Source organism: Paenibacillus praedii, assembly GCF_049725345.1.
In the GTDB taxonomy this organism is placed as follows: Bacteria; Bacillota; Bacilli; order Paenibacillales; family Paenibacillaceae; genus Pristimantibacillus.
This window is the reverse complement of sequence record NZ_JBMWAM010000025.1, coordinates 25120-38930: the sequence shown is the minus strand read 5'-3', so window position 1 is coordinate 38930 and position 13811 is coordinate 25120. Positions and strand designations below refer to the sequence as shown.

Annotated in this window: 12 protein-coding genes and 1 riboswitch; of the genes, 1 reads left to right on the top strand and 11 read right to left on the bottom strand. The window is 51.6% G+C overall.

The genetic code is table 11. The annotated features are described in order from the left end of the window. Nucleotides 1-47 precede the first annotated feature (47 nt). The 11 genes from thiO to moaA all read right to left on the bottom strand — a co-directional run bounded on the left by thiO (nucleotide 48) and on the right by moaA (nucleotide 12920). Nucleotides 48-1187 (bottom strand): glycine oxidase ThiO, encoded by a 1140-nt coding sequence (gene thiO, locus ACO9K6_RS18515; protein WP_424769034.1) that lies wholly within the window; start codon nucleotides 1185-1187, stop codon nucleotides 48-50. Beyond that, nucleotides 1187-2008, bottom strand: coding sequence for a thiazole synthase (locus ACO9K6_RS18510; protein ID WP_424769033.1), 822 nt, complete (start codon nucleotides 2006-2008; stop codon nucleotides 1187-1189). The genes thiO and ACO9K6_RS18510 overlap by 1 nt, the downstream gene beginning before the upstream one ends. Nucleotides 2009-2013: 5 nt before the next feature. Next, a complete protein-coding gene (gene thiE, locus ACO9K6_RS18505) occupies nucleotides 2014-2868 on the bottom strand; it encodes a thiamine phosphate synthase (protein WP_424769032.1) in 855 nt (284 codons plus the stop codon). Between the two features lie 24 nt (nucleotides 2869-2892). After that, nucleotides 2893-3978: a ThiF family adenylyltransferase gene (locus ACO9K6_RS18500; RefSeq protein ID WP_424769031.1), complete on the bottom strand. Its 1086-nt coding sequence runs from the start codon at nucleotides 3976-3978 to the stop codon at nucleotides 2893-2895. Continuing rightward, nucleotides 3971-5734: a phosphomethylpyrimidine synthase ThiC gene (gene thiC, locus ACO9K6_RS18495; RefSeq protein WP_424769030.1), complete on the bottom strand. Its 1764-nt coding sequence runs from the start codon at nucleotides 5732-5734 to the stop codon at nucleotides 3971-3973. Before thiC ends, ACO9K6_RS18500 begins: the two co-directional genes overlap by 8 nt. A 331-nt stretch (nucleotides 5735-6065) precedes the next feature. Further along, nucleotides 6066-6170: riboswitch (TPP riboswitch) on the bottom strand. A gap of 164 nt (nucleotides 6171-6334) precedes the next feature. Next, the gene (gene ytvI, locus ACO9K6_RS18490; RefSeq protein ID WP_424769029.1) at nucleotides 6335-7366 is read right to left on the bottom strand and encodes a sporulation integral membrane protein YtvI; all 1032 of its coding nucleotides are present in this window, start codon (nucleotides 7364-7366) and stop codon (nucleotides 6335-6337) included. Between the two features lie 67 nt (nucleotides 7367-7433). Then, the gene (gene yfkAB / locus ACO9K6_RS18485; protein ID WP_424769028.1) at nucleotides 7434-8573 is read right to left on the bottom strand and encodes a radical SAM/CxCxxxxC motif protein YfkAB; all 1140 of its coding nucleotides are present in this window, start codon (nucleotides 8571-8573) and stop codon (nucleotides 7434-7436) included. A gap of 113 nt (nucleotides 8574-8686) precedes the next feature. Next, nucleotides 8687-9805 (bottom strand): HD-GYP domain-containing protein, encoded by a 1119-nt coding sequence (locus ACO9K6_RS18480; protein ID WP_424769027.1) that lies wholly within the window; start codon nucleotides 9803-9805, stop codon nucleotides 8687-8689. A 143-nt stretch (nucleotides 9806-9948) separates the two neighbouring features. After that, complete coding sequence (locus ACO9K6_RS18475; RefSeq protein ID WP_424769026.1) at nucleotides 9949-11394, bottom strand: bifunctional metallophosphatase/5'-nucleotidase; 1446 nt, start codon at nucleotides 11392-11394, stop codon at nucleotides 9949-9951. A gap of 47 nt (nucleotides 11395-11441) precedes the next feature. Next, complete coding sequence (locus tag ACO9K6_RS18470; protein ID WP_424769025.1) at nucleotides 11442-11909, bottom strand: hypothetical protein; 468 nt, start codon at nucleotides 11907-11909, stop codon at nucleotides 11442-11444. A gap of 9 nt (nucleotides 11910-11918) precedes the next feature. Next, on the bottom strand, nucleotides 11919-12920 hold the full coding sequence (gene moaA / locus ACO9K6_RS18465; protein ID WP_424769024.1) for a GTP 3',8-cyclase MoaA: 1002 nt from the start codon (nucleotides 12918-12920) through the stop codon (nucleotides 11919-11921). 101 nt (nucleotides 12921-13021) lie between these two features. On the opposite strand from moaA, the gene ACO9K6_RS18460 reads away from it, so the two are divergent. Continuing rightward, nucleotides 13022-13759, top strand: coding sequence for a molybdenum cofactor biosynthesis protein (locus ACO9K6_RS18460; protein WP_424769023.1), 738 nt, complete (start codon nucleotides 13022-13024; stop codon nucleotides 13757-13759). The last annotated feature ends 52 nt before the right edge of the window (nucleotides 13760-13811 follow it).

Here is a 13811-nt window from a genome sequence, read left to right as displayed (position 1 = left end):
AATGATAACGATTCTCGTTTTCAATATAGCAGATTTTGTAGTTTTTTTCAATGTATGATTTTAGAAACTGGTGTAAACCGGTGAGGCGCGAAAGCGTGCAGCGGCACTCCCGTCTGCTTCCCCTCCAGCAGATCAGCTACAATAGCAGCGGTTACCGGACTTAACAAAACCCCGTTCCGGTAATGACCTGCTGCCATGAGAACGTTCGGCTTTCCTTTCACCCCTCCCAACAGCGGCATGCCATCGCGGGTAGCCGGACGAAGTCCTGCCCATCGATGCGCTGTCTGCTTCCCCTCGAGAAACGGGAAAAGCCGGTTGGAGCTGCGGATTAAACGACCGATACCGCGTTCAGTCACGCTGGTCTCGAAGCCTGCGACATCCTCGGATGCCCCGCAGACAAGCCGCTTGTTGCTTTTGCCAACCCAGTAGGCTTCACTGGAAAAAACCATATGCCGAACCTCGTTAGCGTTATGCTCGAAGGAGCATATTTGGCCGCGAATCGGATGTATCGGTATCGTCAGCCCAAACCATCGCTCATAAGCGCCTGCCCATGCGCCCGCACATACGACGGCCTGATCGGCATGGACGCTCCGCTCCAGCCCTTTGGCGCGAACGGTGACCCCTTCCGCTCCATGCACGTCTACATTTTCAATTTCACCGGCTTGATCCAAAATAATAACACCCAGCCTGCGGCAGGCTGCTTCCAGCGCCACAACAAGTTTGGGTGCATACACATGGCTCTCCTCCGGGGTGAACACGCCGGCAGCAGCGGATTTTGCAAGCATCGGCTCCAGCTTTTGAAGCTGCGCCTGATCAATTAGCTCCGCCTTCGCACCCCATGCATTCTGCCATCGCAGCCTCGATTCAATGGGAAGCAAATCCGCATCATGCTGAAATACATGAATACTGCCGCTTCGTATCCATTCCGCAGACAAGCCAGACAGCTCCTCTACCGCAGCAATCCACTCCGGAAAGCACCGCAGACTGCTTAAGCATAGCTGGAAAAAGCTGTCCGGCTGCTCTGTATTTTCAGAAAATGGGGCCAGCATCCCCGCCGCGGCGCCAGACGCTTGCCCGCCGAGCGAAGCCGGCTCCACAAGCGTAACCCTCATTCCTCTTCGAGCCGCTTCAAAGGCGCAGGACAAGCCGATAATGCCACCTCCAAGCACAACGATGGATTGGGGCATTATGCACTACCTCCCGCGCTGCTTGCCGAAATCTCAAATAGCGAGCCTTCGGAATCGCTGCTTGCGGAAGCGTAAGGTTTCTTCGGGATTCTTCCGGCAAGCCTTGCCAGCCGGCCCGCTTCGATCGCCAGTCGGAAGGCGTGCGCCATCAAAATCGGGTCCTGCGCTTTTGCAATCGGCGTATTGGCTAATATGCCGTCCGCGCCAAGCTCCATCGCTTCAGCCGCATCCTTCGCCGAGCCAATGCCTGCGTCAATAATGATCGGAACACGGGCCTGCTCCGCAATCAAGCCCAAATTGTAAGGATTCAGCAGCCCAAGTCCCGTGCCGATCGGCGATCCGCCAGGCATAACGGCCGATGCGCCCGCCTCCTCTAGTCTTCTGCATAATATCGGATCATCTGACGTATAGGGCAGGACAATAAACCCCTCCTTAGCAAGCTGCTCCGTGGCGCGGAGCGTCTCGATCGGATCGGGCAGGAGCGTACGGGCATCCCCGCTTATTTCAATTTTGATCCAATTACCGAGCCCCGCCGCCCGTGCCAGTCTCGCAATCCGAATCGCTTCTTCGGCCGTGCTTGCGCCGGACGTATTCGGAAGATAAGTAAGCCGATTATCCTCAAAGTGCTGCAGCACGGAATCATCCTCGACGCTTTCCAAATTGACCCTGCGAACCGCAAAGGTAATCACCTCAGACCCAGACGCCTCCAGCGCCTGCTGAAGCACCGCTGGACTCGGAAACCTTCCTGTTCCAAACAAGAAGCGCGAGCTCAGACTCTGACCGCCAATAATTAACGGATCGTCTTCTAGCCTTCTCTCCAACCTCTTCAGCCCCCTCCTACAAAATGTATGAGCTCAACCGAAGCGCCATTTCGCAATTCCGTTTCGTCCCATAAAGCCCGCTGCACGATAACGCCATTCAATTCGACGATGAGCTTCTTATTTTGCTGTCCAAGCTGCCGCACCAGCTCATCAACCGTTCTCGCACTCGTCCGTTCCTCGCGTCCGTTCACCCTTACCAGTTGCTCAGCAATTACAGCATCGTGTGCAGCTGTCTCCATCCGACTTCGCAAAGCACGACAAGTCTCAGCCGGATCAACGCTTCCAACGATTGCCGAAACCGCACAAATACGCTCCGCACCCGCAGCCAGCACCTGATCCACATTACCAAGCGTGATACCGCCGATAGCTACGAACGGTATCGTGACATGACGAGCTGCTTCCTGGACGTAGCTTGTCGTAACCGCTGCTCTTCCAGGCTTTGTATCTGTCGGAAAGACAGGTCCGACGCCTAAATAGTCGGCTCCTGCTTTTTCGGCCGCTAACGCTTGTTCTATATTATGAGTCGAAATCCCAATGATTCGATCCGGACCTAACAGCCGTCTCGCCTCGGCTATCGGCAGATCGTCTTGGCCAAGATGCACGCCGTCCGCATCCACTTCAAGCACAATATCCGGATAATCATTTATGATGAACGGTACATTGTACTTGCGCGTGAGAGCACGCAGCGCTTTCGCTTGCTCCAGCACCTGCTCACGACTACCCGTCTTATTGCGCAGCTGTAAGATCTGTGCCCCGCCTATAAGCGTTTGCTCCATCACATCCACTATTGCTTTACCGGGATGATTGGACTCCGCCGTAATGACATACAAGCGAAAATCCTTCCATGATGCCCTGCTCATCTTTCATCACACCTCTCTGTCGCCTTAAATCATGAGCTTGCGCTCCAGCAAATGAGCCTTGCAAAGCCGAACAGCCCGCTCCGAATCTGACGTCCCTTGAACAAGCACCCGTCCATCAGGAAATAGAACCAATTGTTCCCCGCTCGGGAGCTTCGCTCGCACAAGGTAACGGTTAACGGCTAGCGGATAGCCCTGCTCCACCAGCCATTTCTCCATTTCTTCAAGCGGCAGCGGATGCTCCAGCGTCACCTGTACCGTATCTCGTCCGCAAAGCACTGCAGAGCTGATGGTCTTCTCTCGAGACTCGCCGTCTCTAAGCAGAGGAGATGGATTGATTCCAGTACGCTTCTGGCCGCAATACGGACATTCCTCACGTCCTGAAGGAAGAATCGATTCCCGCAGCTGAAAAGTCCACAAATCTACTCTAACCCAAGTTTGTCGCATTGCGGCAGCATTGCCGGTAAGCCACTTCATCGCTTCGGCAGCCTGCAGCGAGGCAATAAACTCAACAGCAGGAGCGAGTACGCCAACCGTATCGCAGGTGTCGATTTCTCCCTCTTCTTCCGATCCTCCGAGCATGCAGCGAAGACAAGCCGTCTGCCCAGGCACCAGTGAAGCGTTCATCCCTTGCGCACCAGCCACGCCTCCATAAATAAATGGAATGTTCCTGCTGAAGCATGCATCGCTTATCAGCAGTCTGGTGGCCGCATTATCCGTGCCGTCAAGAACCACATGCACACCCGCTATAAGCGCACTTATATTCGTAGCGTTCACATCTGTCACCGAAGCGGAAATATGGACCTCGCTGTTTACAAGACGAAGCTTATTTGCCGCCGCGATTGCCTTCGGCAGCATCTCCAGCGCATCAGCTTCATTAAACAGCATTTGCCGCTGCAGATTGCTTGGTTCGACGAAATCCCGATCCACCAGCCTTACCTCTCCGACACCCGCTCGAACCATATGCTGCGCAAGCGAAGCACCCAGTGCGCCAACGCCGACAATGAGCACACAGGAATCGGCCAGCTTTCGCTGGCCTGCTTCGCCGATCTGTGCAAATCGGGTTTGTCTGGAATAACGATCAGACCAAACCAAGTCGACCGCATCAGCCATATATCGCACTCCCTGCTGCTTTGAACGCTTCGGACTTCTCCTTCATGCCGGCCTCAATCGCTTCATTGGTCTCCATACCGTTCTGCGCCGCATACTCCCTAATATCTTGGGTGATTCTCATACTGCAAAACTTAGGACCGCACATCGAGCAGAAATGCGCCGACTTCGCCGCTTCCGCTGGCAGCGTCTCATCGTGATAAGACATCGCGCGCTCAGGATCAAGAGAGAGGTGGAACTGATCGCGCCAACGGAATTCGAACCGCGCTTTCGATAATGCGTCGTCGCGCAGCTTCGCGCGGGGATGCCCTTTGGCCAAATCAGCTGCATGCGCCGCGATTTTGTAAGTGATAACCCCTTCCTTCACGTCCTCCTTGTTCGGCAGTCCGAGATGCTCCTTCGGCGTTACATAGCAAAGCATAGCCGTACCGAACCAGCCGATCATCGCCGCCCCAATAGCTGACGTAATATGATCGTAGCCAGGCGCAATGTCAGTCGTTAGAGGGCCCAGCGTATAGAACGGAGCTTCATCGCATACCGCTAGCTGGCGATCCATGTTTTCTTTGATGAGATGCATCGGAACGTGTCCCGGACCTTCAATCATGACCTGTACATCATGCTTCCATGCAATTTTCGTCAACTCGCCCAGCGTATCCAGCTCAGCGAATTGGGCATCATCATTTGCATCGGCAATCGAGCCTGGACGCAAGCCGTCACCCAGCGAGAAGGATACATCATAAGCCTTCATAATTTCACAAATCTCTTCAAAGTGCGTGTACAAGAAATTTTCCTTGTGATGGGCAAGACACCATGCCGCCATAATCGATCCGCCCCGCGACACGATACCCGTCACCCGCTTTGCTGTCAATGGTATATAACGCAGCAGCACGCCTGCATGAATGGTGAAATAATCGACTCCCTGCTCCGCCTGCTCGATCAAAGTATCGCGGAATACCTCCCAGCTCAAATCCTCGGCATTGCCGTTAACCTTCTCAAGCGCCTGATAAATCGGCACGGTACCCACAGGCACCGGTGAATTGCGGACAATCCACTCGCGCGTCGTGTGGATGTTTTTGCCTGTGGATAAATCCATAATCGTATCCGCGCCCCAACGGGTCGCCCACGTCATTTTCTCCACTTCCTCTTCAATCGAAGAAGCAACAGCAGAGTTACCGATATTCGCATTAATTTTCACATGGAAATACCGCCCGATAATCATCGGCTCGCTCTCCGGATGGTTGATGTTCGACGGAATAATGGCGCGTCCCGCCGCCACCTCGCTGCGTACGAATTCAGCCTCCATGCCTTCTCGAATCGCAATATACTCCATCTCCGGCGTTATGATCCCTTTGCGCGCATAGTGCAGCTGGGTCACATTATGTCCAGCCTTTGCACGAAGGGGCTGTCTAGTTAATCCAGGAAACAGCTCCGCTCCCCGCTGCTCAGCCCTCTCCTCGGATAAGAAACCGTTATCCTCAGGCTTCACTGCACGTCCATCATAATGCTCAACGTCGCCGCGCTCCATCAACCATTCATTGCGGAAGGTCGGCAAGCCCCGTCTCACATCTGATTCATAGCTTTCGTCTGTATAGGGACCGCTTGCGTCATATACCCGGATTGGTTCGTTTGGCAGCTCTTCTCCATTTCTTCCCGAACTCGCCTCAAGCGCGATTTCTCTCATCGGCACACGGATGCTGTCCTTCGAGCCAGTTACATACACTTTTCTGCTGCCCGGCAGCGGAGTTGTTAAAATTGACATCAAAAAAACCTCCTAAATGGAATAGTCAGAATTCCTCCTGGAGGCGTACGCAAGCATATAAGAAAGTTTGTTGCACCGCGGCCCTCGCTTGCTCAATAGCAAGCAGTGCTTCTTTTGCCGGGACAGTCGTCATCGCAGAGGAGCACCACCTTACTAAAATCGGTGCTAAATCGCAACAAAAAAACCGCCCCAGCGAAGGAGCGGTTGAAATGTGTCGTCATGCGCGGTTCTCAGATCAGGTTAATTAACCGATCGATTAGTTTCCGTTCCCATCCTTGCTCAAACTGAAGCTTCGGCTGAATGAGGCAGGAGTCCCTTCGCGCAAATGCATAAACGCACAATCCCACTTTCCTACGCTGGCATAACCCAGATCAGGTTCAAAGGGACCAAAGCATAACGCTTTATCTCAGCCAAGACGGCGCCCCTAGTGGATTTCCTTGTTTGACTATAACGTTAATGCAAGAAAGGTGTCAACCCTCAATATCTAAGAAGCTGCGAAAAAGCTGCCTGCTGCAAGCCGTTCACCTTCATCGGCTTTATCCATCGATCAGCCGTATGCCGCCATGTAAAGACTTGCTCTACCCGCTCTCAGCAGTTCTGCTATAGCTTGATTTTCATTTGGAATAAGCCAGCCCTGCGTGCAGCCATATAAATAATAACAACAAGGGGACCAATGAATACGCCTATTACGCCTACGAGCTTAAAGCCGACATAGAGGCTAATGAGAGCGGACAAGGAGCCAATGCCTACAGCATCTCCGAGAATTTTCGGTTCTATAATCCGGCGGAATACAGTGATGACGAGAAACAGCACAATCAAACCGACGCCTGTATAAATATCTCCCGTAAATATCAGATAGGATGCCCAAGGTACAAGTACCGAGCCTGTTCCAAGAATCGGCATAATATCTACGATAACAATGAGCAGAGCAATCGCTAATGGGTATTTCACATGAAGCACCAGGAGACCAATTAAGGAGATGATGTAGGTAAGCGCGCTTAGGATGAATTGAGAACGAAGGAAGCCAAATATCGATTTGCGCAAATTATTCAGCACGTCATTTACCTGAGGATGCGACTTCTCGTCAAACAGCGACAGTACAGTAGTCTTCATTGTATTCAGACTGAAGCTCATCATGTATACAGCGACCAAAAATACGATAAAGAAAATGAACATGGCAGGGATGCTTGTTGCGAAGCCGATGACGGAGTCGGATAAGGAGCCGACCATTCTCGTCAACGTGTTCGTTAAACCAACTAGCCAGCCTTCAATCGTATCGACTGCCTCGGGAGAAAAGTTTTGATAAAGCGATTGCGCTTGCAGCATAAGATCGTCAACGATGCCGTTCGCATCCTCGAAATAATTAGGAACCCTCTTGAAGAAGGCGATAAGCTCGGCGACAACCTTTACACCAAGTAGTGCGATCAGACCAATGAGAATGACCGTAAAAATACTGCTCGAAACGGTTGCTGCTGCCAGCCTATTCATTTTAAATTTTTGCATAAACAGCTGATTAAGAGGCTCTAGAAAGATAGCAACGACAAGCGCCAGCAGGAAGGGCGCTCCTACCGTAAATAATAAATAGAGCAGCAGCAAACCAAGCCCGATAAATACAACAGTTTTGATAGACACTAGCTTCCCCTCCTCTTAATTCTATATGCGCTTGCTGTATGGAATAAGCCTTGTAAATCGCTGAAAGCTAATCTATGATGGCGCTTCTTTTGTGGAAGTCCGTTTCCTTGTAGTACATATCCTTAACTAGCAGGTTCGGGCCGCAGCAGGCTGCCGCCGGACAATGACAATTAACGCTGCGCGCAAGGTCATGGTCAAGCCATTTGTCAAATAGATCATCCAGCTTCGCAGATCCGATATTGCCGAAGGCCGGCACATCCGAGAAGTCGGTTACGAACACATCGCCAGTAAATAAATTGACATTCAATCTATTCCGCCCATCCGGATCATTGCGGACTGTTACATTTGGCTCGTTAGCCAGTCTAGTAAGCAGCTTCCGCTCGTTGGAATGATCGCTGCATTGATAGAAAGGCAATGTTCCGAACAGCATCCAAATCGATTGATCTCTTGCATTCAGCAAACGCTCGATCGCTTCCAGCATTTGCTCACGCGATAGTACGGGTAAATCCTTGGCGAAGGAGCTTGGATACATCGGATGCACCTCATGCCGCTTGCAGCCCATTTCCACAATCAACTGATGAATCTCTTCAATTTTGTCATAGGTTCTATAATTGATCATTGATTCCGCCGACACTAGCACACCCGTCTCGCTTAAGCGCCGCGCATTGTCGATCATTCGCTCGTAAAGCTTAGTCGCTGCTTCCAGCGATACCGCATGACCAGCCTTAGCAAAGCCGATTTGATGGAATTGCTCGGCCGACGTATAGTTGAAGGATATATGCATTACGTCCAGATGCGGTGCCAGCAGCTCATACCTGCTGTAAGGAAGGGTTACATTCGAATTAATTTGGGAGCGAATGCCGCGGCTGCGAGCGTATTGAAGAAGCGGCACCATATATTCGCGCACCGTTCGATCAGAGAAGGACGGCTCCCCTCCCGTTATGCTGATCGTCTCAAGATGCTCAACCTCTTCCAAGCGGTCCAGCATCTGCTTCAGCGGCAGCTTAGCAGGCTCCGATAAAACAAGTGTATCGCCAACGGCGCAATGCTCGCACCGCATATTACATAGATTGGAAACCGTCATTTCTACACTTGTCAAACGATGTCTGCCATGCTTCTGGAGGGAACGGATCGGATCCCATGGGTCATTCATCGGGGATAATGGAGATAACGGGAAAATGGATTGTTGCAAATCAATTGTGTTCATTTATTCAGCACCTGACTTCATGATCTGTATTGACACTTCTATTTTTTCATTGTACTGCCCGCTTCGGCAGGAAGCAAATAAATCAGCAAAAAAGGAGCCTTATCGGCTCCTGATTAAATGCCAGCAGTTCGCTGGACTTCGTTAGGATCATCATTCACGCTGACAATCATCGTCGTCAGCTGCTTTGATAAATCAATTTCGTACGGCGACTTGAGCTCTTCGCCCGCTTCGTTGGACAGAATCCGAATGATCGGTCTGTGCGGATAGGAGTGATTCAGGTCCACAACCACACCCGACTCGCCCGTATGCAGCTTTACCGTAATACCGATCGGATAAATCGCGACTCTGTCGCGGAACAGCTGCAGCATTTGCTGATCATATAAAGTTCCCGTACCCGCATAGAGACGTTCAATCGCATGATGCGGCAGCATTGGTTGACTATAGATGCGATTTGTTGTCATTGCGTCATACGAATCGACAAGTCCGATCCATTTGGCGTATTCATGAATCTCATTCCCTTTAATCCCCCGTGGATAGCCGCTTCCGTCAATTCGCTCATGATGCTGAAAAGCGCAGTGTGCGACGATGAGAGGAAGGTTCGGTTCATCCTTTAGAAGCTCGTAACCGATGCGCGTATGCTGCTTCATCGCCTCGTATTCTTCCTGCGTAAGTGAGCCTGGCTTCTTCAGGACGTTCATCGTAATTTGCGTTTTTCCGATATCATGAAGAAGCGCACCCATTCCGAGCGTTGTAAGCTCGTCACGGGTATACCCGTGAGCCATCCCCAGCAGCGTCGTGTAGACACAGACGTTCAAGGAATGCTGATACAGATAGTGGTCGATAGAGCCCATGTCCATCAGCATAATCATCGCGTCCTTATGCCCGGACAAATCATCGATAATCATACTCATCATTTGCTTGAAGGGCTGTGCAATATAGGGATAGGTCACGCCCTTCTTTTGCTTTGGGCGATCCATCATCTCGCGGAAATTCGTCCGAACTTCCCTGAGCGCCAATTGCATCGTATTCTCATTAATCAAGGATGGCAGTACGATATCATCCGTCCTCGGATCAGCAATGTAGACATATTGTATGCCGCACTGCTCCAGCCTTGTAATGAGTCGATCTGTAAGCTCTATGTTTTCTCCGAGAAGGACGACGCCTTCCTGTGAAAATATTTTCTTGGCCAGCTTCATGCCAGGCCTACAATTAGTAATGGGCAACAAGCGCATGATCTCGGTCCTTCCCCTAAATGATCTGTTAATTATTACATCGGAAAAAGCCGATCATAATGTTAATGTAAGGGAAAAGCTAAAATACGGCAACCATTTAATGCTAATTTTTCGACACATATTGTCGAAAATTGCGATATTCGTCAAAATTTTGATATATCTTTCCATCTCATACGATTGCAATCCAGTAAAGCCTCAACGTTTTGAAGCTCCTCTGCAATGATGTCGCGTATAAATTCTGGCAAGTAATACTGAAGGGACTCTGCATTAGCGAGCGTCTCATAACCTGCTTTGAAGCTGAACATATCGATCGTGCCTAGCGCATAGATTCGCTCATCGTTTAAAGGCTCCCCGTTTACCAATACCGTTATCAGCTTATTCATGTCCTGCCGCGTGGAATCGTACGTAATCGTCAGTCCGTCCACCGCGAGCATACCAAGCACAACGCCTCGGAAGCCGAAGCCCTTGATCGGCTTATGAATGTATTCCGGGAGCAGCGATTGCTCAAGCGCTGTGCGCAGATGACTGCCGGCTATGTTCATTCGGCACGGGTTGATCGGCGACGGACAGAGGGCGTGCAATTCGCCCGCTGTCACGTCCCCTTGCGCCAGGCCGCCGAGCAGCTGCCCCGCGTTCACGATGCCGAGCTCGGCATCTGTCCAGCGGCGCAGGCCAGCGGCCAGCAGGTTGCCGAGCGGAGATTCCCGCTCGGCTCTGGCGGGCAGCGGCGTATCGAGCCGGGCGATAATTCGGCTCAGGCGCTGCTGTCCCGCCTTGCGAAAGCCGCCGATTATAGCGGCGGCTTCAGGCTGCTCCGCCATCGCGGCCGTCGGCACGCAGGCTGCGCGGAACACCGGGCGGGCAGAAATCGGATCCATCCCGATTTCAACCCGCCCGATATACTCGCCGAATTTCCCGGCTGCGCAAATCGTCGTGTCGCCAATCACAATCGGCTCCTCCAACAAATGATGGGTATGCGCCCCTAATATGAGGTCGATACCGTCAAGCTTCTCCGCCATAAGCCGATCTGACGCCAAGCCCAGATGAGACATTACAACCGTCACATCAACACGTCCTCGCAGCTGTCGGACCTGCTCGTGAATGGCCTCGAAGGGATCGCCGGCATCCCAGCCAAGCAGCGAATAAAAGTCGGTAAAAGCTGCGGTTGCGGCTATTAGGCCAATGCGCAGGCCATTTTTATCAATGATAGTATACGGCAGCACCCAGTCCGGAAGCTCACCCGTTGCGGTCAGCTTCATGTTGGCGCAAACGATCGCAAATTTTGCCCGGTCAACATAGGCCTCGGACAAGGCTTCATAAGAGTAAGTCAATCCTTCATTATTGCCAAGCGTAATGACTTCATAACCTGAGCTATTTAATAACTCGACATTGACGACCCCATCGCTGCCTTCGGTTTCCACGCGCATCCGATCCATATGGTCGCCGCAATCGACCGCCAGCACAACGTCGCTGCCATAGGTTCTCCGTTCCTCCGCGATGAAGGAGGCGATTTTGGCCGCATTCTCAAGACGGCTGTGAATATCATTACTATGAAGGAGTACTACTTGGGTACGAAAACGTTCTGACAACTTTATGCACGCCTCCTCCATGCTCTATAAGATCGCTGCATAGCGCTCTATTTTTTCATACGCAGCTCTGCTGCCGAAAATGTGGACTTAAAGCCATAGGCTGCCTCTTCTGCTCCGCCATCGGCTTTGTGACCAATCGTCAGCTTAACGATGCTTTTCACATTTAGACATTTGCTGCTTCCGTTAGGCACATAGAGCCGAATTGGACCGCTACTTGGCAGGGGCTCTCCTTCAAGTGCGTATAATACGGCCGCCATCTCCAGCTGCTCCCACGGAATCGTCGCCTCGAACGAATCGGCCGCTTCCGCTTTAAGCTCTGTGGGCGTCACAACTTCCGTCTCCAAGCCTGCTGCTGTTACCCATGCAAAATACCAGCTGAGCCAATCAAATGCGTCTCCGGCCGTCCCAGGTACTCTGTTCGTAATCGCAAAGCTCATGCCTGCCAGCTCAGCCATCTCTGCGGCGCTCGTTACAGCTGTGCCAAGCGCAAAGTGATCAATCGTAATCTCACTCATGAGGGTTTATTAACCTCCAATTTGCGACATCCGCCGGTCAGTAGGCATATGCGTCAGCTCTCCGTTAGCCAGCTTAGCTGCCATTTCGTGATTTTCCGGCTTAATATCCATAGCCCGAAGCAGAAGGCGCTGCATCTCATCCGAATTTCCGAAAGCATCCTTCACATTCAGCTCATCTACCCAATACAAGCAGGGCTTAATCGAACCATCCGCCGTTAAGCGAAGCCGGTTGCAGCTGCTGCAGAAATGATCGCTGATCGGATGTATTAGCCCGAAAGACCCGCGCGCGCCTTCCATTCGCCAATCCTCAGAAGGGCCGTTTCCGTGTACATTATCGCGGCGGCTGATCACATAGCCTTCCTGCTCTGCGACCTCCAAAACGCTTGAGAGCGGAAGGTAATGCTTGCGCCAATTTTCATCGGCATGGCCAATCGGCATATATTCAATGAACCTGACATGCATAGGATGCTCGTATGCCATCCGCAGGAATGCGGCGATTTCGTCTTCATTTACTTCTTTCAAAAGGACGCAATTAAGCTTTATTGGATCAAAGCCTGCAGCGGATGCTGCCTCGATCCCTTCCAAGACGCGCTTCAGATCACCGCGTCTTGCGATAAAGCGGAAGCGCGCAGGATCCAGTGTATCTAAGCTTATATTCACGCGGTTCAGCCCTGCGGCACGAAGCGCTTCAGCCTGCTTGGCAAGAAATATTCCGTTTGTCGTCAGAGCGATATCGCGAATGCCCGGAATCGCGGATAGTCTGCTAATCAATTGGTCTAAACCGGGACGAATTAACGGCTCGCCCCCCGTAATGCGCAGCTTGGAAATGCCTAGTGCTGCACCGCTCTCCACTACCTCGACAATTTGATCATAAGATAATAGGTTCTCGGATTCAGTAAATTCCATACCTTCTTCGGGCATGCAATATAGGCACCGCAAATTACAGCGGTCCGTAACAGATATTCGCAAATAATCATGTACCCGTCCAAAACGATCCACCAAGGTCGGCATAAGCTTCACTCCCTTCCTGTCTATGTATCAGCATAACATTTTTTCGTGAATTATGATATTCTAGAAACAGCATATTCCGAATCGATGAGAGGTTATATAACATGACGTATAATTGGTCTATCAAACTATTTGCCGGTCTCCCCGAACGTCTGGGAAGGCCAGCTCTGCTGCTGCAAACCAAATCTGATCAGCTGACTGCAGCCGAGCTAAAAGCTGCCATCTCCGCTGCTTACCCGGAGCATGCCGGACTTATACAATTTTCGTTCATCGCCTGCAACCACTCCTACGCCGCTGATGAGTCACTTTTGCGCGTAACGGACGAGCTTGCGCTTCTGCCACCCGTATCCGGGGGCGAAGAGACATCGCCCCGGCAAGTCGATGAATCTAGCGAACGTTATGTCATTACTGCAGAATCGATCAATTCCGACGATGTTCTTGCAAAGGTCATCGTTCCCGAGCACGGCGCCGCCTTAGCCTTCGTCGGAACTACACGAGAATGGACGCATGGAAGACGTACCGTCAGATTAGAGTATGAAGCCTACGCTCCTATGGCCGTTGCGACAATGCGGCAAATCGGAGAAGAGATAGCCGAGCGCTGGCAAGGCGCCTTGTGCGCCATCAGCCACCGGATTGGCGTTGTAGGACTCGCGGAGACGAGTGTAGTCATCGCTGTATCGGCACCCCATCGTGACAGCTGCTACGAGGCGAGCAGATATGCCATCGAGCGATTAAAACAAATCGTTCCCATCTGGAAAAAAGAGATTTGGGACGATGGCTCAGAATGGAAAGGCCATCAGCTTGGACCATGGAACCCTACTGCAAAGCTTACAGATTTTTAAGCCCTCCATCCTTTCAGGACACACATCGTTTGGCAAAGACATGGAAGGAGAA

What these genes read in the sequence shown, in the direction of transcription:
- ACO9K6_RS18480 (WP_424769027.1), bottom strand. Translation starts at nt 9,805, where the DNA reads ATGCGCTTGTTGCCCATTACTAATTGTAGGCCTGGCATGAAGCTGGCC.
- ACO9K6_RS18470 (WP_424769025.1), bottom strand. Translation starts at nt 11,909, where the DNA reads ATGAGTGAGATTACGATTGATCACTTTGCGCTTGGCACAGCTGTAACG.
- thiO (WP_424769034.1), bottom strand. Translation starts at nt 1,187, where the DNA reads ATGCCCCAATCCATCGTTGTGCTTGGAGGTGGCATTATCGGCTTGTCC.
- moaA (WP_424769024.1), bottom strand. Translation starts at nt 12,920, where the DNA reads ATGCCGACCTTGGTGGATCGTTTTGGACGGGTACATGATTATTTGCGA.
- ACO9K6_RS18460 (WP_424769023.1), top strand. Translation starts at nt 13,022, where the DNA reads ATGACGTATAATTGGTCTATCAAACTATTTGCCGGTCTCCCCGAACGT.
- thiE (WP_424769032.1), bottom strand. Translation starts at nt 2,868, where the DNA reads ATGAGCAGGGCATCATGGAAGGATTTTCGCTTGTATGTCATTACGGCG.
- thiC (WP_424769030.1), bottom strand. Translation starts at nt 5,734, where the DNA reads ATGTCAATTTTAACAACTCCGCTGCCGGGCAGCAGAAAAGTGTATGTA.
- yfkAB (WP_424769028.1), bottom strand. Translation starts at nt 8,573, where the DNA reads ATGAACACAATTGATTTGCAACAATCCATTTTCCCGTTATCTCCATTA.
- ACO9K6_RS18500 (WP_424769031.1), bottom strand. Translation starts at nt 3,978, where the DNA reads ATGGCTGATGCGGTCGACTTGGTTTGGTCTGATCGTTATTCCAGACAA.